This is a genomic window from Neobacillus sp. NRS-1170 (genome assembly GCF_050468025.1).
This window is the reverse complement of sequence record NZ_JBITPF010000066.1, coordinates 130680-152722: the sequence shown is the minus strand read 5'-3', so window position 1 is coordinate 152722 and position 22043 is coordinate 130680. Positions and strand designations below refer to the sequence as shown.

24 protein-coding genes are annotated in these 22043 nt (G+C 36.6%); 18 read left to right on the top strand and 6 right to left on the bottom strand.

The window, feature by feature from the left end:
- Positions 1 to 27: 27 nt before the first annotated feature.
- Positions 28 to 642: a CPBP family intramembrane glutamic endopeptidase gene (locus ACIFOT_RS24825; RefSeq protein ID WP_430069225.1), complete on the bottom strand. Its 615-nt coding sequence runs from the start codon at positions 640 to 642 to the stop codon at positions 28 to 30.
- A 110-nt stretch (positions 643 to 752) separates the two neighbouring features.
- Between ACIFOT_RS24825 and ACIFOT_RS24820 the strand changes: the two genes are divergently transcribed.
- A complete protein-coding gene (locus ACIFOT_RS24820) occupies positions 753 to 872 on the top strand; it encodes a DUF6254 family protein (RefSeq protein ID WP_430069221.1) in 120 nt (39 codons plus the stop codon).
- 52 nt (positions 873 to 924) lie between these two features.
- Here the strand turns inward: ACIFOT_RS24820 and ACIFOT_RS24815 are convergent, their stop codons facing one another.
- Entirely contained in the window at positions 925 to 1113 is a 189-nt protein-coding gene (locus ACIFOT_RS24815) for a YkvS family protein (protein WP_289982512.1), read from the bottom strand.
- Positions 1114 to 1343: 230 nt separating this feature from the next.
- Between ACIFOT_RS24815 and ACIFOT_RS24810 the strand changes: the two genes are divergently transcribed.
- From ACIFOT_RS24810 to ACIFOT_RS24745, 14 genes are all read left to right on the top strand, one after another.
- Complete coding sequence (locus ACIFOT_RS24810) at positions 1344 to 1538, top strand: hypothetical protein (protein ID WP_430069218.1); 195 nt, start codon at positions 1344 to 1346, stop codon at positions 1536 to 1538.
- Between the two features lie 44 nt (positions 1539 to 1582).
- Positions 1583 to 2533 carry an AAA family ATPase gene (locus tag ACIFOT_RS24805; protein ID WP_430069215.1) on the top strand — a complete coding sequence of 317 codons (951 nt, stop codon included), beginning with the start codon at positions 1583 to 1585 and terminating at the stop codon, positions 2531 to 2533.
- Positions 2530 to 3726, top strand: a complete 1197-nt coding sequence (locus tag ACIFOT_RS24800) for a DUF58 domain-containing protein (RefSeq protein WP_430069212.1) — start codon at positions 2530 to 2532, stop codon at positions 3724 to 3726. Before ACIFOT_RS24805 ends, ACIFOT_RS24800 begins: the two co-directional genes overlap by 4 nt.
- A gap of 341 nt (positions 3727 to 4067) precedes the next feature.
- On the top strand, positions 4068 to 4952 hold the full coding sequence (locus ACIFOT_RS24795; RefSeq protein WP_430069209.1) for a hypothetical protein: 885 nt from the start codon (positions 4068 to 4070) through the stop codon (positions 4950 to 4952).
- A 65-nt stretch (positions 4953 to 5017) separates the two neighbouring features.
- Positions 5018 to 6508 (top strand): glycerol kinase GlpK, encoded by a 1491-nt coding sequence (gene glpK / locus ACIFOT_RS24790; RefSeq protein WP_430069207.1) that lies wholly within the window; start codon positions 5018 to 5020, stop codon positions 6506 to 6508.
- A 124-nt stretch (positions 6509 to 6632) separates the two neighbouring features.
- Positions 6633 to 8324: a glycerol-3-phosphate dehydrogenase/oxidase gene (locus ACIFOT_RS24785; RefSeq protein WP_430069204.1), complete on the top strand. Its 1692-nt coding sequence runs from the start codon at positions 6633 to 6635 to the stop codon at positions 8322 to 8324.
- Positions 8325 to 8634: 310 nt separating this feature from the next.
- Positions 8635 to 8901: a phosphocarrier protein HPr gene (locus tag ACIFOT_RS24780; protein WP_223595154.1), complete on the top strand. Its 267-nt coding sequence runs from the start codon at positions 8635 to 8637 to the stop codon at positions 8899 to 8901.
- The gene (ptsP, locus tag ACIFOT_RS24775) at positions 8901 to 10613 is read left to right on the top strand and encodes a phosphoenolpyruvate--protein phosphotransferase (protein WP_430069201.1); all 1713 of its coding nucleotides are present in this window, start codon (positions 8901 to 8903) and stop codon (positions 10611 to 10613) included. Before ACIFOT_RS24780 ends, ptsP begins: the two co-directional genes overlap by 1 nt.
- 290 nt (positions 10614 to 10903) lie before the next feature.
- Entirely contained in the window at positions 10904 to 11050 is a 147-nt protein-coding gene (locus ACIFOT_RS24770) for a hypothetical protein (RefSeq protein ID WP_430069199.1), read from the top strand.
- A 110-nt stretch (positions 11051 to 11160) separates the two neighbouring features.
- Positions 11161 to 11796, top strand: coding sequence for an FMN-dependent NADH-azoreductase (locus ACIFOT_RS24765; RefSeq protein ID WP_430069196.1), 636 nt, complete (start codon positions 11161 to 11163; stop codon positions 11794 to 11796).
- A gap of 285 nt (positions 11797 to 12081) precedes the next feature.
- Positions 12082 to 12867 (top strand): SDR family oxidoreductase, encoded by a 786-nt coding sequence (locus tag ACIFOT_RS24760; protein WP_430069193.1) that lies wholly within the window; start codon positions 12082 to 12084, stop codon positions 12865 to 12867.
- An 89-nt stretch (positions 12868 to 12956) separates the two neighbouring features.
- Positions 12957 to 13430: a hypothetical protein gene (locus ACIFOT_RS24755; RefSeq protein WP_430069190.1), complete on the top strand. Its 474-nt coding sequence runs from the start codon at positions 12957 to 12959 to the stop codon at positions 13428 to 13430.
- Between the two features lie 158 nt (positions 13431 to 13588).
- A complete protein-coding gene (locus ACIFOT_RS24750; RefSeq protein WP_430069187.1) occupies positions 13589 to 14485 on the top strand; it encodes an NAD(P)-dependent oxidoreductase in 897 nt (298 codons plus the stop codon).
- Between the two features lie 61 nt (positions 14486 to 14546).
- Complete coding sequence (locus ACIFOT_RS24745) at positions 14547 to 14726, top strand: hypothetical protein (protein ID WP_430069334.1); 180 nt, start codon at positions 14547 to 14549, stop codon at positions 14724 to 14726.
- A 39-nt stretch (positions 14727 to 14765) separates the two neighbouring features.
- Here the strand turns inward: ACIFOT_RS24745 and ACIFOT_RS24740 are convergent, their stop codons facing one another.
- A complete protein-coding gene (locus ACIFOT_RS24740; protein ID WP_430069185.1) occupies positions 14766 to 15914 on the bottom strand; it encodes an aminotransferase A in 1149 nt (382 codons plus the stop codon).
- Positions 15915 to 15934: 20 nt separating this feature from the next.
- Positions 15935 to 16414, bottom strand: coding sequence for a YkyB family protein (locus ACIFOT_RS24735; RefSeq protein ID WP_430069182.1), 480 nt, complete (start codon positions 16412 to 16414; stop codon positions 15935 to 15937).
- A 262-nt stretch (positions 16415 to 16676) separates the two neighbouring features.
- On the opposite strand from ACIFOT_RS24735, the gene ACIFOT_RS24730 reads away from it, so the two are divergent.
- Both ACIFOT_RS24730 and ACIFOT_RS24725 read left to right on the top strand, forming a co-directional pair.
- Positions 16677 to 16850, top strand: a complete 174-nt coding sequence (locus tag ACIFOT_RS24730) for a hypothetical protein (protein ID WP_430069180.1) — start codon at positions 16677 to 16679, stop codon at positions 16848 to 16850.
- On the top strand, positions 16847 to 18769 hold the full coding sequence (locus ACIFOT_RS24725; RefSeq protein ID WP_430069177.1) for a sensor domain-containing protein: 1923 nt from the start codon (positions 16847 to 16849) through the stop codon (positions 18767 to 18769). The genes ACIFOT_RS24730 and ACIFOT_RS24725 overlap by 4 nt, the downstream gene beginning before the upstream one ends.
- Before the next feature lie 37 nt (positions 18770 to 18806).
- Here ACIFOT_RS24725 and ACIFOT_RS24720 read toward each other — a convergent pair whose 3' ends face one another.
- Both ACIFOT_RS24720 and ACIFOT_RS24715 read right to left on the bottom strand, forming a co-directional pair.
- Positions 18807 to 19682: a metallophosphoesterase gene (locus ACIFOT_RS24720; RefSeq protein ID WP_430069174.1), complete on the bottom strand. Its 876-nt coding sequence runs from the start codon at positions 19680 to 19682 to the stop codon at positions 18807 to 18809.
- 147 nt (positions 19683 to 19829) lie between these two features.
- Entirely contained in the window at positions 19830 to 20657 is an 828-nt protein-coding gene (locus ACIFOT_RS24715) for a C39 family peptidase (protein WP_430069172.1), read from the bottom strand.
- Between the two features lie 146 nt (positions 20658 to 20803).
- Between ACIFOT_RS24715 and ACIFOT_RS24710 the strand changes: the two genes are divergently transcribed.
- On the top strand, positions 20804 to 22018 hold the full coding sequence (locus ACIFOT_RS24710) for an EAL-associated domain-containing protein (RefSeq protein ID WP_430069170.1): 1215 nt from the start codon (positions 20804 to 20806) through the stop codon (positions 22016 to 22018).
- Positions 22019 to 22043 lie beyond the last annotated feature (25 nt).

Genomic DNA, 22043 nt, shown 5'->3' with positions numbered 1-22043 from the left:
GCTATTCGACACTGAATAGCTGTCTTCCTATTGCAGGGGAAAAATAATGAAAATCATTATATCAAAAATGATATGCGATACAATTACCAGTGGCATGCTTTTTTTCCAAAAATATAAGCAGCCCCAAACAAATCCAGTTATAAATGCGGCAAAAACTAATAAAAAGGACCCTGAATAAATATGTACAGAGGCATACAATAAAGAGGCTGTTAAAATACTGATAATCGGTCCTAAATGCTTCGATAATCTTTTTTGAACAAATCCACGCCAAAAATATTCCTCTCCTGGTGCAGCAACGAAAACCAGGGCAAGATATTGCCAAAATAATGAAGGGGCAAACCATTTATAGAGTTTATTCAATCCTTTTTTAAAAGGAAAATGTAAGAAGTCAAGGGTGTGATAACCCAGCCAAAAAACAGCATATAATAGAACCCCAGATACGGCGCCAAAAAAGATATATTTAATAAAGGATGCTTTATCATCAACATCTCCTTGAAACATTGCATAAACAATTAATATTAGTAAAGAACCAGAAAAGATATACCAAAATATTGCTTTATCGTGGAAAGAAAAGAAAATAAGTAAATGAGCGATTAATATTCCAATCACGAGGCGCATGTCCGAGAAGATGTTCTTAATCATTGTAAACTCCTTTGATCTTCAATAAATTTATTATCATTAAACATTTTATCCAAATCCTATAATAAGAACATAAAAAATTGAAAAAAATAATCAGGAAAGGAGTGAGAGATATGAGTAAATCGCAAAGTCAGCAAGAGAGGGAATGGACTGTTAGAAAACAGGATCAAAATCCTCACGGAAAAGTAAAATCATTAAAACAATTATCGAAAGAAACAGGACAGGGTAAATAGTACAAAAAAGAAAAGGCAGTGGGTAGACTGCCTTTTCTACTAAAATATCAAATTAAAAAGCGCTTTCTTTTACAACTTTATAATTTTTATGATTGACAACGGTACGTTGGTCTAATTCTAAATCACGGTAATTATCCATATATGTTAGGTCGACTATAACAGAATTTTCATTTACTTTTTCTACTATTCCTTGTAAACCACCACGGAATTCAATAATATTTCCTACTTCTGCTTTCTTCATTTAGTCTCTCTCCTTTGCCTAAAAGCGTTATATGAAATCCATTTAAATAACAGTTTGCACTACTTTCCTTAATTCGTAAAGCCCTTTATTTGACAATTTCGTTAATTCTTTGTAAGTATTTGATTATATCTAGAAAAATTTGAAAAAATAATTGAAAACGCTCTCAATTTTGACTTAATAAATCCCAGATACGATAAAATAGATAGAGATAAAAGGTGGTGTATTTTGAAATGAAGGATGAAATGATTACTGAAATTTTAGATCGCTTGATGACAGGAGATTTGTCTGAGTACTACGTCAAAAATGAAGATTTTATGGAATTTCGCCAAGTCCTCGTAAAACGGAAGGATTTTAAACATTTCCGCGGCATTGGCCAAAGAGGCGGGGATGTTTTATATCAATATTTAAAAGAACCAAGAAGTTAAGCAGGAGATTCAAAAAATACAGAGATTTTTTAGGAGAGACAGGAATGGCTTTAACTGAAAAAATAGGTCAATTAAAAAATGAAATCAGCAAAGTGATTGTTGGAAAGGATATGGAAATAGAATTAATGGCCATATCTTTATTATTTAATGGGCATATTTTGCTTGAAAGTGTGCCTGGGACTGGTAAAACATTGCTTGCTAAGAGTTTCGCAACAGCAATTGGCGGGGAATTTTCTCGAATTCAATTTACCCCGGATGTTTTACCAAGTGATGTAACTGGGATTCAATTTTTCAATCCGAAGGTGCAAGAGTTTGAATTACGTCATGGTCCTATAAAGGCGAATATCGTCTTAGCCGATGAAATTAATCGAGCAACACCAAGAACACAGTCCAGTTTATTAGAAGTAATGGAAGAGAGACAGGTAACAATCGATGGTGAAACGGTTCCATTACCGGAGCCCTTCATGGTCATTGCTACACAAAATCCAGTCGAATCACAACAAGGAACTTTTGCATTGCCTGTTGCGCAAATGGACCGGTTTTTTATCAAAATAAAAATCGGTTACCCTGACTATGAAGATGAAAAAAGAATCATGCACATTCATCGTGGCGATAAGAAACTAAACGCTATTGAACAAGTTTTTTCAAATGAAGAAATAGAAGAATTAAAGGTGTCCATCAATAAAGTCCATATATCAAGTGAAATGGAGGATTATTTACTTAAAATTATACTAAAAACGAGAGAGAATAATAGTATTGAACTAGGAGTGAGCCCAAGAGGAACCTTAGCCTTAATGAGGGCATCGCAGGGAAAAGCATTGTTGAACGGCCGTACATATGTTACCCCTTTGGATGTGAAGCAAGTAGCACCGTTTGTGCTAGGTCATCGGATTTACTTGTCCATTGAAGGGTCATTAACCAAAACACCTGAAACTATTATTGCGGATATTCTTGATTCAACTCCTGTTCCAGTTGAAGCGGGGGCTAATGGATGATTTGGAACAAGCATCTAGTGGAAGAACGGAAAATTCAGGGTATTAACGGAGCAGCCATTATATTAATCTTTGTGAGCCTTTATATGCAGTCAAAATTAGTATTGTTTTTAGCGGTCTTTTTTTTAGCTGTCAGCATTGCTAATCAGTTTTATTTAAAAAGAGTTGGGGAAGGGCTTTCAATCGATAATATACCCGAAAAAAAACGACTATTTGTTAATGGAAAAGGCGAATGGACAATAACCATTCAAAACGACGGGTTTCCCATTTTAAAAGGGGAGTTAAAGGTTTTCTTCGATCATTTTGTTGCACCGGAGAGCAGCCAGTTAGAATCCAATCTTTATATATATGAAATTTCTGTCCCTTTTTCCATCTACATGCAGAATACCAAACAAATTAGGATCCCTTATACGGCGAAAATGAGAGGTATAGCAAAAATTCGGAAGCTTGAAATACATATACCAAGCCTTTTTGGTTTCGGGGAATCTATCATGGAATCCAAGTATTTTCTCAAACAGCTGGCAATTGTTTATCCAGAACCAATACCAGTAAAGGGCCTAATTGAGCAAATGTCCATTCTTCAAGGGACAAATGCTCTACCTCAATCACTTTATGAGGACCGCCTCGGACCGGTTGGAACAAGGGATTATGCACCAACTGACAGCTTTAACAAGATCCATTGGAAAGCCAGTGCAAAAAACCAAACATTACAAACTAAAATCTATGAAACCATCTCGGAAATAGGTTGGAATATTGCCTTAAATGTTTCTGATGGGCATTCCATTACAGGCAACCTTGAAAAATTGCTCAGTGGTATAACGGAGTTTGCCTATCATGCATATAAAAGGAATATCCCCTATTCTATATGCATTAACGTTCGAACAGCCGGAAACACCCCTTTTCTATATCTTGCAAAAGGAGCAGGTAAAGAGCATTTGCAAAAGGTATTAGAAACACTTTCTTCGATAAGTCTGCAAAATACAAGCTTGCCTTATGACCAATTGCTTTCGTTTTTCAATAACCATTTAACAGAACAACCCTTTTTTATTCATGCAGGAATTCGGAAGGATACTACGAATAGATTGTTGTTTAATATGAGCAAAAGAGGGATACGATTGTTTGAACTATTTATTGAGGATGATCAGGGCGTATTAAGGGGATTGGATAATAGGAATGAGAGAAGGCTTTCGATATGATTAATCGTGTAGTGGCTGTCTCTTACCATTTTACGTTGGAATTAATGCTGGGAATGCTTTTAGTATTTTTATACTTTATAAATAAACAAGAGTTACCTCCTTTTTTCTTTTTGTTTCCAATTTGTTTAGGGGGCATAGTCTTTTTTATTATTCTCCTCCATCAATACCAAAATAAAGGAAAATGGATTTATTTTTTAACCGTTTTTCCTTTATTGTTAATCGTTGGCTATCAAACAGGGCTGCCAATTTCTTTATGGATGGTTATGAGTGTGTTTATTTTTTGGCGCGGGATTATCTTATATGATGATTTTTCTGGCCGTTCGGACGTTCTTATGTTACTGTTGTCATTTTTTATCGGAATAGTTGCTATAATTTACTCAGCTATGAGCCACTATGCTTATCAAAATCAAATTATCATTCTTCTTATAGTTAAGTTTTTTTTAGTGCTAGCTGCCAACTTATTTAGGAAATGGAATGCGATTCATGGGGATAAATTGAGGTTTGCATTATATTATATAAAAATTCTCGCTGGGCTTTCTTTAGGAGGTTTCATACTTACTTTTTTACTGAAATATATTCAAGAAGCTTTTTTTGGTATTTTACATTTAAGCATTTTGATGTTTAGCAGGATGGCAGAACCTTTATTAAATTTGTTCCAATATCTTTTAAGTTCATATGAAAATAAACAGTATAAACCAAATAATAAAGAAATCAAAATCGAGCTTGATTCAGGCAAATATCAAGAGCAGACATTTGGAATGACAGAAAATATATTGTATCTCATTCTCATATTAGCTTTACTTGGGTTTATTTTTTATCTCATTTATAAAAGAAAATTAAAATTACAAACATTTTCAGGAAATCCCTCGAATTTAGTAGAAGTTTCTGAAGGTGTGTTTTCGCGAAAGCTTACATCTTTTCTTCGCAAGAGGGAGAGACCGCCAGAGGATATTATAAGAAAGGAAATATTTGAATTAGAGAAATTTGCCCAAAAGCTCCAGTTAGGAAGATTTCCTTTTGAAAACATACAGGAATGGTTTAATAGAACGGGCATAACAGAATCAAATGAAATAATCGAAATCTATGAAAAAGTCCGCTATGGGGGGCTTTTATCTTCAATGGAGGACCAAAACACGATAAGAAATGATGTTCACCGGATAAAGCAGAAACTGAAAGAAATTCATAAAAATGGGCTGAAAGCAAAGGAAAGGGTTCGGAGGCAATGAATCAGAATATATTACCTGCTTCTGTTATAATATTTAATGAATGCGCTTTCTAGGGGTGTATATAAATGGAAAAGTATATTTTATCTTTAGACCAAGGAACAACCAGCTCTCGAGCCATTCTTTTTAATAAAAGCGGGGAAATTGTCCATACTGCACAAAAGGAATTTACACAGCATTTTCCGAAACCTGGCTGGGTTGAGCATAATGCAAATGAAATTTGGGGTTCCATTTTATCAGTCATTGCTGTGGTGCTATCCGAATCGGGCATAAATGCAGACCAAATAGCGGGGATTGGAATCACTAATCAAAGAGAAACAACAGTAGTATGGGATAGAGAAACAGGAATACCAGTGTACAATGCCATTGTTTGGCAGTCTAGACAAACTAGCGAAATTTGTGATGCTCTCAAAGAAAAAGGCCATGATCCATTATTCCGTGAAAAGACAGGCTTATTAATTGATGCCTATTTCTCAGGGACAAAAGTGAAATGGATATTGGATCATGTAGACGGGGCGCGTGCAAAAGCTGAACAAGGGAAACTATTGTTTGGCACAATTGATACTTGGTTAATTTGGAAGCTTTCTGGGGGAGTTGCCCATGTCACTGATTATTCGAATGCTTCCCGTACATTAATGTTTAATATTCATGAGCTTAAATGGGATGACGAATTATTAGAAATCCTGGGAGTACCAAAATCAATGCTCCCTGTGGTTCGTCCTTCGTCAGAAATATACGCCAGCACAATAGATTATCATTTCTTTGGTAAGGAAGTGCCTATTGCCGGTGCTGCGGGCGATCAGCAGGCGGCATTATTCGGCCAGGCATGTTTTGAAAAAGGAATGGCGAAAAATACTTATGGCACTGGGTGCTTTATGCTAATGAATACAGGTGAAAAAGCAGTCCGATCGGAACATGGATTACTTACAACGATTGCCTGGGGTTTTAATGGCAAGATTGAATACGCATTAGAGGGAAGTATTTTCGTAGCAGGCTCAGCAATTCAATGGCTTCGTGACGGCTTAAGAATATTGAAGGACGCGAAGGACAGTGAGGGGTATGCTGAAAAAGTTGAATCTACAGATGGGGTATATGTGGTTCCCGCCTTTGTTGGATTAGGTACACCATACTGGGATAGTGATGTCCGTGGTGCCGTCTTTGGTTTAACGCGCGGAACTTCAAAGGAACATTTCGTTCGGGCAACGCTAGAATCACTAGCTTATCAAACAAAAGATGTTTTATCTGCCATGGAGGCCGATTCTGGTATTGACCTGAAAACACTACGAGTAGATGGCGGGGCAGTGAAAAATAATTTCTTAATGAATTTCCAAAGCGATATTCTAAATGTTCCAGTTGAAAGACCTATTATTAATGAAACTACTGCCTTGGGAGCTGCCTATTTAGCAGGGCTTGCGGTAGGATATTGGAAAAACCAAGAAGAAATTTCAAAGCAATGGGCGATAGAGCGGCAATTTAATGCGACAATGACCGAAGAGACCCGCTCAAATTTGTATGATGGCTGGAAAAAAGCAGTTAAAGCGGCAATCGTTTTTAAATAAAACTCGAAAAGACCACAAAAAACATTATCATTTAAAGGTAATGGCTTTTGTGGTCTTTTTTTATTTCCTCTTAAACCCTAGTTGCATATTTAATAATACGGCTCTTTTTTAGGAGGTATTTCAAATGAAATTTTCAAATTTATATCGTAACAGAATTGTTAATAAGCTAAAAAACGACCAATTTGACGTTTTAATTATCGGCGGAGGTATCACAGGTGCCGGCGTTGCCTTTGATGCTGCAGTCCGCGGCATGAGTACAGCACTTGTTGAAATGCAGGATTTTGCGGCTGGGACTTCAAGCAGATCAACTAAATTAGTCCATGGGGGACTGCGTTATTTAAAACAGTTAGAGGTAAAAATGGTAGCTGAGGTTGGAAAGGAGCGGGCTATTCTTTTTGAAAATGGGCCGCACGTAACAACACCGGAGTGGATGCTGCTCCCAATGCACAAAGGCGGATCCTTCGGTAAATTTAGTACTTCAATTGGGTTATGGGTATATGACTTTTTGGCCGGTGTAAAGAATTCTGAACGGCGTACTATGCTGTCCCTAGAAGAGACGTTAGCAAAGGAACCTCTAGTTAAAAAAGATGGTTTAATAGGAGGGGGCTATTATGTGGAATACCGGACAGATGATGCCCGTTTGACTATTGAAGTCATGAAGGCGGCTGTCGAAAAAGGAGCAATCGCTTTAAATTATACAAAGGTCATAAAACTTATTTACAAAAATGGCAGGGTGGTTGGTATTCTTGTCGAAGATCAGTTAACGGGAGAACAATATGAAGTCCATGCGAAAAAAATTGTGAATGCCGCCGGCCCATGGGTTGATACGATTCGTGAAATGGACAAATCAAAAAAGGGAAAAACACTGCAGCTATCAAAAGGAGTCCATTTAGTCATCGACCAATCACGATTTCCTTTGAAACAAGCCATTTATTTTGATACTCAAGATGGACGTATGGTTTTTGCTATCCCACGGGACAAAAAAACTTATGTAGGAACAACAGATACCTTCTACAATGAAGATGCTGTCAATCCAAACATGACAGTTAGTGATAGAAATTATATTATTAGTGCAATCAATTATATGTTCCCCGATGTCCAAATTACGGAAAAAGACATTGAATCCAGCTGGGCTGGGGTTCGGCCGCTTATTTACGAAGAAGGGAAAGACCCTTCAGAAATTTCCCGGAAGGATGAAATTTGGGAGTCTCATTCGGGTTTAATTACCATTGCGGGAGGTAAATTAACAGGATATCGAAAAATGGCAGAATCCATTGTTGATTTATTAGTTGAAAAATTTCAATTTGAAGAAAACCGAAGCTTTCCTTTATCACAAACGAAGAATTTACCAATTTCTGGCGGTAATGTCGGGGGTTCAAAGAAATTCGCTGCCTTTGTAACGAATCAAATCAACAAGGGTGTTGAAGCGGGATTAACCCATAAGGAAGCAGAACAGTTAGCAAAAATGTACGGCTCAAACATAAATTCTGTTTATCAACTTTTAAAAAAGAACAAGGAAGATTTGGTGAAATATAAACTCCCAATAGATTTATTTGCCAAATTGGTTTATGCAATTGAGGGCGAAATGGCAGCAACACCATTGGATTTCTTTAATCGTAGAACCAGCGCAATTTTATTTAATATCAGATTAGTCGAAATGTGGAAGAACCAAGTAATCGAATATATGGCAGACAAATTTTCCTGGACAGAGGAACTAAAGAAAAAATATCAATTATCCTTAGAAGATGCATTAAGAAATACTGTTATTCCTGTTGACGATCAAGAAGAATATCCACATGCAGTAAATGGAAATTGAGCATGAAAGCTGTCTAGTATGACAGCTTTTTATGTCTATTTCATGAAATTTGTAAAAAAAATTAAATTATCATTTTTTAATGCGCTTACATTCTAGTTTATAAGTTGTCTGTATTGTTTGAACGTGTTATTCTAGCAATTGTATTAAGATTATTAACCATAAATGAGGCTTAAAGCTTACATACTAAAATTCCTTTTAGGGGAAAATATAACAGGTCTATTTGTAAGAAAAATGACTAAAAGGAATATATTGTAAGGGTTATCATAAGCATCATTTTACTACATTTAAACTAAAAGGAGTTTGATTTTAAATGGCAGAAAAACAATTTAAAGTAACAGCAGAAACAGGAATTCATGCAAGACCAGCAACACTTTTAGTGCAAACTGCAAGCAGATTTGATTCAGAAATCAATTTAGAATACAAAGGAAAAACTGTTAATTTAAAATCAATTATGGGTGTTATGTCCTTAGGAATCGGTCAAGGTTCAGACATAAAAATTTCAGCTGAAGGCAGCGACGCTGCAGATGCTCTAAATAGCCTTGAAGAGACATTGAAAAAAGAAGGATTGGCAGAATAATGACTTTTTTAAATGGTATTGCAGCATCAAACGGTATTGCGATTGCAAAAGCATACCGACTGGTTGAACCGGATTTGAATTTTGAGAAAAAGACAATTGACGAACCGTCTGCTGAGATTGAACGATTCCGTCAGGCTATGTCTAAATCTAAGTCTGAACTGGAAGCAATTCGGGACCGGGCGAAGGTTGACCTTGGTGAAGATAAAGCCGCAATCTTTGAAGCGCATTTACTTGTCCTAAGTGACCCTGAGCTTAATGCACCAATCGAGGATAAAATTCAGTCTGAAAAAGTAAATGCAGAGTCTGCTCTTAAAGAAACGGCGGATATGTTCGTTATGATGTTTGAACAAATGGATAATGAATACATGAAGGAACGTGCTGCTGATATCCGCGATGTAACAAAACGTGTATTAGCGCATTTACTAGGAGTTCAATTGGTTAATCCGAGCATGATTGCCGAAGAAGTAATCATTGTAGCAGAGGATTTAACACCGTCTGATACAGCACAATTGAACCGCCAATTTGTCAAAGGTTTTACAACTAATATTGGCGGCCGTACATCCCATTCCGCGATTATGGCTCGGTCGATGGAAATTCCAGCTGTAGTTGGTACAAAAACTGCTACTGAGGAAATTAATAATGGCGACTTAGTTATTGTCGATGGACTCAAAGGGGAAGTACATATTAACCCAACGCCAGAACTTGTTGCTGAATACCGTAAAACACATGAAGAATATGAAGTTCAAAAATCGGAATGGGCCAAGCTTGTCAATGAGCCTACCGTTTCTGCTGATGAACACCACGTTGAACTCGCTGCTAATATCGGAACTCCTAATGATTTAAAAGGAGTAATTGAAAATGGCGGCGAAGGTGTAGGTTTATATAGAACCGAATTCCTTTACATGGGCAGGGATCAGCTTCCAACAGAGGATGAGCAGTTTGAAGCGTATAAAGCTGTTTTAGAAGGTATGGCCGGAAAACCTGTCGTTGTTCGTACCTTAGATATCGGCGGCGATAAAGAACTGCCTTATTTAGACCTACCTAAGGAAATGAATCCTTTCCTAGGCTTCCGTGCGATTCGTTTATGTTTGGAGGAACAAGGGATTTTCCGTACCCAGCTTCGAGCCCTTTTAAGAGCAAGCAGCTATGGAAACCTCAAAATTATGTTCCCAATGATTGCTACTTTGGATGAATTCCGTGAAGCAAAGGCAATTCTTGAAGATGAGAAACAAAAGCTTGTTACTGAAGGTCAAAAAGTAGCAGAAAAGATTGAACTTGGGATTATGGTAGAGATTCCATCTACTGCTGTACTTGCTGATCAATTTGCAAAGGAAGTTGACTTCTTCAGTATCGGCACAAACGATTTAATTCAATATACGATGGCTGCAGACCGCATGAACCAGCAGGTTTCATACCTCTATCAGCCTTATAGCCCATCGATTTTACGCTTAGTAAAAATGGTGATTGATGCAGCACATGCAGAAGGAAAATGGGCAGGTATGTGCGGTGAAATGTCAGGGGATGAAACAGCAATTCCAGTTCTATTAGGTCTAGGGCTTGATGAATTCTCCATGAGTGCAACCTCAATATTAAAGGCTCGCTCTCTCATTAAGAATTTGAAAAAATCTGACATGGAAAAGCTTGCAAGTGAAGTTTTAAATATGCAAACAACCAGTCAGGTAATAGATGCGGTAAACGCGGCAACTAAATAATAAACATTAAAAAAAACCGACTTTAAAAATAGTCGGTTTTTTTGGCTATGTTAAAGGGTATTGTTGATTTTTAACACTGTTGATTGAAGCGGATTGCGCGAACCGCTCGCGCCTGGAGCGTAAATCAACAGCTAAGTTTAACAGAACCTTTTTTTGTGTAAATTTTACTAATATTTTATTCATATTATTATGTAAAATTTATGAAATATTTGGTACAATAATAGTCAGAAAGACCTGGATTACATATGCGAATAACTAAAAAGTAGGAATTGGTGGAGGTGAAAGGAATTATGGAACAAAAACCTGTACATTATGATGGCAGTTCTCTAACAAGTCAGGCAGCAGATGAGTCAGTGGTAAATGAACCATTCCTAATGACTGATGAAATGAGAAAAAGCATTGGTCGCAATCCTTATTCACTAGATTCAAACGAATAATAAAAAGGTAGTAAAAGGATTTGTCAAATTGACAAATCCTTTTTGATTATTTTAGGGCTTTTTGACTAAAACTAAAATGTCATATATTTGTAAAAAGAAAGGTGATTAAAATGGCACAGGTCTTATATATTACAGCCCACCCTCATAATGAAACAATGTCGTATAGTATGGCAGTTGGTAAAGCCTTTATTGAGAGCTATAAACAGGTTAATCCGAATGATGAGGTTGTTCATTTAGATTTATACAAAGAAAACATCCCCCATATTGATGCGGATGTATTTAGTGGGTGGGGAAAGCTTCGCTCCGGCCAAGCATTCGATGAGCTGACTTCTGAAGAAAAGGCAAAAGTAAGCCGTCTTGGTGAATTAAGTGAACAGTTTGTGGCAGCTGATAAATATGTGTTTGTCACACCATTATGGAACTTCTCTTTTCCTCCTGTCATGAAAGCTTATTTGGATTCTGTTTCCGTTGCCGGAAAAACCTTTAAATATTCTGAGAATGGCCCAATCGGTCTCTTAACGGATAAAAAAGCCTTGCACATACAAGCACGTGGTGGATTTTATTCTGAGGGACCAGCCGCCCAAATGGAAATGGGGCACCGATATATTAGTGTGATGATGAGCTTTTTTGGAGTTCCGACATTGGAAGGACTATTTGTTGAAGGCCATAATGCGATGCCTGATAAAGCCAATGAAATCAAAGAAAATGCAATAGCGCGTGCAAAGGATTTTGCACATACATTCTAAATGAAACAAGCAATTAATGAGGCAGATGGTCTGCCTAAGGCTGTCGAAAAACTTTCGACAGCCTTTTATTTATTTTCTTTATTAATTAGCAATTCTTTATGTCAATTTGCCTCCCTGTTGTTTGGGCGGAAATCAACAGGCCAGATAGCAAAGACAATCAACATCGTTAATTTAGATTCAGACAAAATAAAAATTGACTCTTTTTTTGTCAAAATACATTACCAACTTTTTCTACTTATTTTTTGTATAATAGAAATAGAACTTCAAGAAGGGGATGAACAAATAATGGAATTGAATTTATATGGTAAAACAGCGCTAATTGCTGCTTCCAGCCAAGGATTAGGGTTTGCAATTGCGGAGCGGCTTGTAAGAGAAGGGGCCAATGTGATGATTTCCGGCCGGGACGATGAAAAACTAAAACAAAAAGCTTATGAACTAGAAGTAATTGGAACTGGAAAAGTGGCCTACCAAAAAGCTGATATTACTAAACATGCAGACATTAAGCAGCTTGTATCAGTAACAGCAGAAACCTTTGGCGGAATAAACATGCTTGTAAATAATGCTGGTGGACCTCCAGCTGGTTCTTTTGAGGATTTAACCGATGAAGCATGGCAAGCAGCATTTGAATTAAATCTATTATCCTATGTGAGAATGATCCGCGAAGTTTTACCATATTTAAAACAACAGGGAGGGAAAATCCTTAACATTGCATCTTCTTCGATAAAGGAACCAATACCAGGATTAATACTTTCAAACACCTTCAGGACTGGGATTATCGGACTATCAAAAACTCTGGCATCTGAGCTTGCTCCCGATAACATTATTATTAATACAATTGCGCCCGGCCGAATTGCGACTGACCGTGTAAAGCACCTGGATCAAATAAACGCAGATAAGCTGGGACTGGACAGAGAAACCGTTGAATTACAGGCTAAAGCGGGGATTCCTTTGAAGAGATATGGAACACCTGAAGAATTTGCCAATGTAGCTGTTTTCTTGCTGTCAGACGCAAATTCTTATATGACAGGCAGTTCATTTCTTGTCGACGGCGGCATGATAAAATCAATTTAACTAGAATATTAATTCCCTTAATTAACCTTTCTTTACGTTTATTACCACGAATTTTTGGTTATGGTAAAAAATATAAAGGAGTGTTACAGATGCGCAGGAATACTCGAATGATATTTGTTTTGGTTATAGGAATTTTTTGTTCATTTCTACTAAGCGGTTGTGGAATTTTGTTTTCTAATGAACTAATCGTTAATCGTTATGCGGATGCGCTGCTGACGAAAAATAATGAACTACAATTTCGTTTCAGGATTAACAATGAAATCCTTGAAGCTCACCAATTATATAAGGTAAAAGTAACCATTCACGATGACAAATTAGCTGCAGCAATCGGAAAAAGGGAAATCATATATGGTGAAGACCAAGTACTAAACGGAGAATATTTAGAAGTAAAAGGAAAAAGTGAGAAATATATTTTTATGGATCCCATACCATTACAACAGGATTTACATATTGAAGAACTAAAAAAAATGATTGAGCAAAACAACGCCGTTTCGATTGAAGTATTTAATGATAAGGAAGTATTTGGAAGAGTATACTTGACAAATTTTTCATCTGAATTGTAAAAATAAAGTGAGTTTTTTTCAAGTAAATGGACAACATTAGTATGTGCATAAATTTGGAGATGGAGCACAAAGGACCGGAACGACTGAGACGTTTCGGTCTTTTTTTGTAAATTCCCCCAATATATAATACGATAGTGCTAAAATAAAGGTAAATAAAAATGAGAGGAACGATCATTTTGCTTACTCCAGAAAATACGGTTATTGGTTTTATTGGAACAGGTGTTATGGGTAAAAGTATGGCCGGGCATTTATTAAAGGCAGGATACCCTTTAATGGTATATTCCAGGACCAAAGAAAAGGCAGCTGAATTACTAGAGAGTGGGGCTATGTGGGCTAATTCACCAAAGGAAATGGCGGAAAAGGCTTCAGTTATTTTTACGATGGTAGGTTACCCAAACGATGTAGAAGAAATATATCTTGGTGAAGACGGTTTAATTAGACATGGCCAGCGGGGAAGCTTTTTTATTGATATGACCACTTCTGCACCGTCTCTTGCAGTAAAAATCTATGAAGAGGCTTTAAAACATGAAATTCACGTTATCGATGCACCTGTTTCGGGTGGTGATATAGGCGCCAGGGAGGCCAAGCTTTCAATTATGGCTGGCGGTGCGAAGGAGACTTTTGAAGCGGTGCGGCCGTTGCTTGGGTATCTTGGGACTAATATTGTCTATCAAGGGAATCCAGGAGCTGGTCAGCATACAAAAATGTGTAATCAAATCGCAATCGCTTCTAATATGATGGGGGTATGTGAAGCCATCGTTTATGCAGAAAAAGCTGGCCTAGATCCTGAAAAGGTGTTAAAAAGCATTACTACCGGGGCAGCTGGCAGCTGGTCATTAAGTAATCTTGCACCAAGAATGTTACATGGGGATTTTGAACCTGGCTTTTACATAAAGCATTTTATTAAGGATATGAAAATCGCCTTGGACGAAGCAGAGCTAATGGGAATAGAGTTTCCGGGATTGTCTTTAGCCAAATCACTTTATTATCTATTGGCAGAAAAAGGCGAAGGAAATAGCGGGACTCAGGCGCTTTATAAATATTGGAATAACTAATCGAATAATTTCCTCTCTTCATCAGAAACTAAAATAGAAAAATTGATGGGAGGAATTTTTGATGGCGAAACGTACGAAAAAGAATGATGCGGAGCAAAAAAACAAGAAGGGTTTTGATTCTTCAAAGTTAAATGAAGAATTTGCTCATGAAATCGGTTCTGCAGCTACAAATAAAATCCATAAGGATAAGGCTAAAAAAGAAAAAGCCCCTAAAAACAACGGAAAATATCAAGGTCAATAAAAAACGAAACCCTCACCTGCTACATGGTGAGGGCTTCGTTTATTTTATTAAAAATTCTTCAATACGGTTAAGTCCTAGTTCTAAAGTTTCCATTGAACAGGCAAAAGATAAACGGAAATAACCTTCCCCATAGTCAGAAAATGCACTGCCGGGAACAACGGCAACTTTTGTTTTTTGAACAAGCTCCAAAGCGAATTCAAAGCTATTCAATGGAATGGTGGCGGGTATTTTGACAAAGAAATAGAATGCGCCATCAGGCTTCACGGCCTCAAGCCCCATTGTTGTCAATCGCTCATAAACATAGTCCCTTCGGCGTTCGTATTCTTTTTTCATATTTTGAGCATCATCAATTCCCACCGTTAAGGCTTCAAAAGCCGCTTTTTGGGCGATTGAGTTTGCACATGAAACATTATATTGATGGACCTTTAGAATATGTTTGGTAATGGATTCTGGTGCAAATAAAAAGCCAATTCTCCATCCTGTCATCGAGTGAGATTTTGATAACCCATTAATAACGATTGTTTTTTCCTTTAAAAAGCTTGCAATTGATTTATGGCTCCGGTCAAAAGTAAGCTCACTGTAAATTTCATCGGCAAGAACAAAAATTTCCTTATCACTTAAAAAGTCGGCAATTTCCTTTAACTCCATTTCTGAAAGACTTACGCCTGTAGGGTTTGAAGGGTATGGAAGGACTATACAGCGGGTTTTTTCAGTAATAAAGGGTTTTATCATCTCTAAGGTAAACCGAAATTGGTTTTCTCTAATGTCTACATGGACAGGGACTGCCCCCATCATCCGAATAATTGGTTCATAGCCAGGATAAATTGGGCCAGGTAAAATAACCTCAGTGCCTTCAGTGAGAATAGTCCTAAAGGTGATATCAATGGCTTCACTGGCCCCCATAGTAACGATTACCTCTGAATCAGGTTTGTAGTGTAAACCATATTTCTTTCCGACAAATTCACTTGCTGCCTTCCTTAATTCAATCGTCCCAGCATTATGAGTATAAGAGGTAAAGTCCTTTTCAATTGCATTTACTCCCGCTTGTTTCACATGTTCGGGGGTGGGAAAATCAGGCTGACCTATGGTAAAAGAAATTAGGTCATCTATATGGGATACCATATTAAAGAATTTCCTGATTCCTGAAATCTCGATATCTTTAACTCGTTGATTAATCAAATGCTCCACTTATGTTCTTCCTTCCACATTTAAGAATATCTTTCACCTAATTTTTTGAATATCGGTTTTTGATAAGTTCGTTGGTTTCTTCGTTGATTTGAGGGAGGAGGTCCTTCCTCGGAAATTCCTGTATAGGACTGTAATATTGCTTTTGCAGCATTAAGTGAAAGTACGGCTTTAGGGTTTCTTATATGATTATCTAATTTACCCAAGTGCGGAAGTTGATGAAAGTCCAATTTGGTAGGAGGAATATGGAATGTAAATCTGCCGCATTCCACTAGGACGTCGGATTGCTGTTGACTATTTCTTGGGTTTTCAGAAAAATGAAGACCTACTTTCTTGGCTTTACCTTCTTCAATTAATTTTTTTAATGATTCTTGTTTTAATTTGTACAAAAATTTGGGGTTAGTCGCTGTCTTTGCATGGCGATTCACAATAAAGACTGCTTGAGCGAGGTTTTCAATGGTTAAATTTCCATTTCTTTGGGGATTTTTCTGATCGGGATTCAAAATATGTTCTCCTTTCTATCTTTTCGAACATCTCCATTATACCTTTTATTAACTGAAATTAAAATATAACATAAAATCTATTAATTCTTAAATGCGAGACGACTTTAGTTTTCGGCTATACTATGAAAGAAAATTTTGGTGAAATAATCATTATTTTCAATAAATTGCTTCCTTTCAGTTAATTTCATTGTAAAATAGAAATGATAGATTGAAAAACATTATTTTAAAAAATTGAGAACTTTTTGGTCTGAAGGATGATGTAATGAATCATTTACGTAATTTATTGGCCAGCGAGCTAGCTTCTGGCAAAGCCAGTAACAAAATACAAAAAATAATCTTCGATATCATTTTTCAACATGTTCAAGATATGGTTTATGTGATGAAGGTCGAAAAAGGACCAAGCTTTCGAATTTGTTTGTCAATGAATCGGGGATGAGGAAAGCTAAACTTTCTCCATATGCTCTTGGAAAAACACTTCAAGAAGTCCTGCCTGCTGATGTTGCTAAAGCACTCCAACGGGAGTATGTGAAATTATTAAGAAGAAAAGATATTGTGATGTATGACGATCATTTTACCTTCGATAATGAGTTTGAAGTCTATGGTGAAACGATATTAACCCCGATTTTTTCTGAAAATAATACGGTAGGTTACATTGTTGCCGTAACAAGGGACGTAACAGAGTGGTACATAGAGAAAAAAAGGATAATCGAAAGTGAACAAAAGTATCGTTCTATTGTGGATAATAATTTGGATGCTATTTTTACGATTAGTCCAGAAGGGAAAATACTTGAAGCAAACCCTGCTGCAGCAATGCTGACTGGGCACTCGGAAAAGCAAATGTCAAATAGATCCATTTACGATTTAATTAATGATCCTGATTTAGAAAAATTTAAAGAACTTCTAGAAAAAACATGTTCAGGATATGCATTAGAAACGTTAGATTGTAAGCTTATTCATAATAAAGGACAACTTTTGTTTGTTCATATTAAAACGGTGCCCATTGTGATACATGGAGAAATAATAGGTCTTTATGTGATTATAAAGGATTTATCGGAACAGGCAAAAAATATGGAAATGTTAAAATTTATGGCTTTCCATGATCAACTAACTGGATTATTAAATAGGAGATCATTAATAGATCATTTAAACGAACACATTTATTCCCCTTCAAAGACATATTTTGCTCTCATTTCTATTGATTTGGATCGGTTTAAACATTTAAACGACACACTCGGGCATTTGGTAGGAGATGAAATATTAAAACAGGTTGCCCGCCGCCTTTTGCAGTTTCAAAACGAAAACTGCTTTATTTATCGATTAGGAGGAGACGAGTTCAATATATTGCTGCTAAAGTCAGACCGAAAAGCAGCAAGTACATTTGTTCGCAAGATGTTTTCAGCGTTTTCACATTCCTTTTACTTTAATTCACATGAGTATTTTATCTCGCCCAGTATTGGAATAAGTATGTATCCTCATGATGGAAAGGATGCAGAAATGTTAATTAAAAATGCTGATGAGGCTCTTTTTCGAGTAAAGGAGAGAGGAAAGGCACATTTTCAATTTTATCGGTCAGAAATGAATAATGTTTATTCCAATTCAGTTACATTGGAAACTCATCTACGGAAGGCAATCGACAAGAAGGAGCTTTCCTTGTTTTATCAACCGCAAATTGATCTTGGAACTGGAAAAGCGAAAAGCTTCGAAGCGCTGCTCCGATGGAAAAATTCCGAATTTGGCAATATTCCACCAAGTGACTTCATTCCTTTGGCCGAGGATACAGGTCTTATTATATCAATTGGTCATTGGGTGTTTGAACATGCGTGCCGTCAAATAAAGAAATGGAATGATAGGGGTTATGATGATATTAGAGTTGCTATAAACATTTCTCCAAAGCAATTTCAGCAGCCAAATCTTGTCCAGTTCATTAAATCAATGATCGATAAGTATAAAATTAATCCAGCTTCCTTAGAAATTGAAATTACGGAAGGTGTCATGAGTGATACGAAAGAAACAATCCCTCTTATAAGGAAAATAAAGGAATTAGGGATTTCTATTTCAGTGGATGATTTTGGAACCGGTTACTCATCATTGAATTATTTAAAACAGCTTCCTATTGATGTTTTAAAAATTGATAAATCCTTTATTAGAGATATCATGGTTGATGAAAAGGACGCAGCCATTACAACCACAATTATCCATCTAGGTAAAAGCCTGGGCCTTGAAGTGATAGCTGAAGGTGTAGAAACAAAAGAACAAGTTGAATTTCTTATTAATGCCAATTGCCATAAAATACAGGGCTTTTACTACTCAAAGCCAATTCCAGTCAACGAACTCCAAAATCGCTTTTTTAAATAAAAAAATCCTTATCTTTTAAAATTGGATAAGGATTTTTTTATATTGTTTCAGGTCTTAGAGTATAGACTGTTAATTCTGGCTTTGCCATAAATCGAAAAGGCAAACGGGTAGTTCCGATTCCTCTATTAACATATAGGGTTAATGGATTTTGGTCACCGATAGAATAAAGACCTTCAGGATAATTTTTGGCAAAAGGAGGAATGACAAGGGCACCAATAAAAGGTAATTTTACTTGTCCACCATGGCTATGACCGCTTATTTGCCATTCAATTGGGTATCTTGATGCATCATCAGCAAGATCTGGTGCATGGGATAATAAAATTTTAAAATGGTTTTGCGGGACATTTTTTAAGGCCAAGGGCAAATCCGGTTTTCCTAACATTGCATCATCAATCCCTAATAAATGAATCCTGCTCCCGTCTTTTAATTTGATTGGGGCCGATTCATTTAGTAGAACAGTGAAATTGGTTGCTTCCATAATATTTCGGTAAATGTCTGAACCATAGCCTCCGTGATCATGGTTACCGAAAATGCAGAATTTACCAAGAGGGGGGCGTAAGGATTCTAAAAGGGGAATCAGTTTATTAATTTCTGAATATTTATTTGGTTCATCTATTAAATCGCCTGTAAAAAAAATGATGTCTGGTTTTAAGTCATTGATCTTTTCGACTAGTTTGGAAAATTGGGTAAGGTTATAATGAAAACCTAAATGGGTGTCAGAGAACTGGATGATTTTTATACCGTTAAAACTTTTGGGTATTAAAGGGTGCTTAATTTCAAGATCTTGAATATCGAGTAATGAGGGCTCAATACGATTGGCATAAAAGTAGCCCCCCGAACTTAATCCGAGAACGGTTAGAAATGAACCAATTGTTCGTTTCAGAAATGTTCTCCTTTTTAGTTTTTTAGGCATATTTTCTACCAACCTATCTTTGAATTACTTTCCATATGTATTTTCGGTAAAAAAAGCACTTTTTGCAAGTAAAATGTTATTATTAATTTTTATTCGAAAAAGTTTAAAAAAATTCATGAAAAAGCAGCCTTTGTAGGGCTGCTTATGTTAACGATAGCTCACTGCGCGGTTCTTTAGTGCATTCCAGGAAGCGATAAATTGTTGTTTGTCTACTCTTACTTGTTTTCTGCCTGAAAGTGGATCATTTAAGTAAACATGATTGGAGTCGAATCCAACAAGAACGACGGCGTGTAAATCCAAGGGGGTTTTAATATATTGTTTTCCGTGATACCAGGATTCCCAGCGGTCAGGAAGGCGATAATCCCCAGTTGTCCAGACAACAACAGGATGCCCTGCTGAAACGTGCTCCAATACACGGTCAAATGGCTGATTGGTTAAATTGACAGCTCTGCCTGGAAGCTTTTGATTAATTAATGCTATCATCGGCTTATCAAAAACAGCATACCCAGCTCGTCTTCCTGTCATATCCCCAACGAATCCATCTGCAGGATTGCCCCATCGTAAAATATCTCCCTTTGGAGATTTGATGAGCGGATCGGGATCCTTTTGAATCAGCCTGTATAAATCCATTTTGCTCGTTTTGACACCCGCGTAATTTAACATCATGGCTAGGCTGGTCACTTCACAACCATATCGCAGCTCCGGGTTTTGTCTAATTAGGATTACATTTAGCATAGCAGAATTTTTCTTGGCAGTTGTACTTACATGACTACCTTGGTTGGTTATTTTTTTATCGTAAATCACCTGATCAGTAAGATCGTTTATGTTGTAGTTTGTGTTTTTAGGCTTATCTTCCACTCGATATGATGAAGCGGGCTTGTTTTGAATAAGATTTGAACTGGCATCTGAATCATCATTAAAGTGGCTGCATCCAAACATGGGAAGGATCGAGGCTAATAAGCAAAGTTTTCTCAAAAACTTTTCCCCCTTTGATTAGAGCTTAACCATATTGTTTGATTGTTTCTTAGGGGCTATAATGGTATCCTTTTGGTAATGAACGAACGGGCTGCGGCAAGTAAACGTATGGTATTATGAGTAAATCTTTTTTTGGAGGTACTTCGATGGATGCCTTGGAAATTCTATCGGATCTTGAACATGTTTTTCCTTATTTCCAACCGATTTTTAGTGCGGATGAACAACAGGTCATTGCTTATAAAGTTTTGGGAAGATATAAGACCGGGGATATTATCCTAAGCTTAGGGCCCTTTTTTCAAGATGATCAAATTCCTGATGAGTATAAATTTGAGGTTGATTTGCTGTTAGTTAGGAAAGCCCTTGAAAAAGCAATTAAGCTTGACGATGATGATATTTGTATATTTTTGAATCGTAATGCCGAGTTATTAATGTATGGGCATGGTGAGCCCTTTTTGCAGGAGCTTTTAGAATTTGAAAAAAAAGGGTTTAATTTAAGCAGAATTGTCCTTGAAATTTCGGAGAGGAAATATCTAGGTGATATCGATCAATTTGATCACCTGCTACAATATTATCGGACATTTGGGATCAAAATTGCTGTTTCTAGCATAGACAGTGAAAGTTATCATTTTGAGAGAATTGGACAGCTTGAGCCGGATATTTTAAAAATAAATTTAGAACCGCTTAAATCTACGGCAACTGGAATGAACTTCCATGATGTTTTATTTACCCTGTCCCTTTTAGCAAGAAAAATTGGAGCAACCCTTATGTTTGAAAATATTGAAATGAGTTATCAGCTGCAGTTTGCCTGGAAGAACGGAGGCCGCTATTATCAAGGGTTTTATTTATATCCCCCTGCAGCAGAATTTATTCAAAGAGATTTTTTAAAACACCGATTAAAAGAAAAGTTTCACGATTTTATTTCTTATGAAAAAAGAAAATTAGAGGGTGTTTATTTAGCTTCAGAATTTTTCCATTCAATGGTTCAAGAAATTGTCATGAAAAATAAAAAGGCAGGATTTGAAGAGCTTTTGCAAACGTTAGTAAAAGAACTGGAGCATATTGCTTTTCGTATGTATATTTGTGATGAAGATGGGGTTCAAAAATCAGCAAACATTTTTAAAGAAAAAAATGGCTGGAATATTCAAGCTGAATATAAAAACAAGAACTGGAGTTGGCGGCCATATTTTTTAGAAAATATTATCAAAATGAGAAACGAGAGAAAAGGAATTTTATCTGATTTATATCGTGATATTGAAACAGGGGAGAATATTAGAACCTTCTCCTATCCAATTAACGGAAATGATTATTTGTTTATCGACATTTCTTACCAATACTTATTCGAACACGAGCAATTACTGTAGTTTAGGTTTTGGATTGGCATTTTAA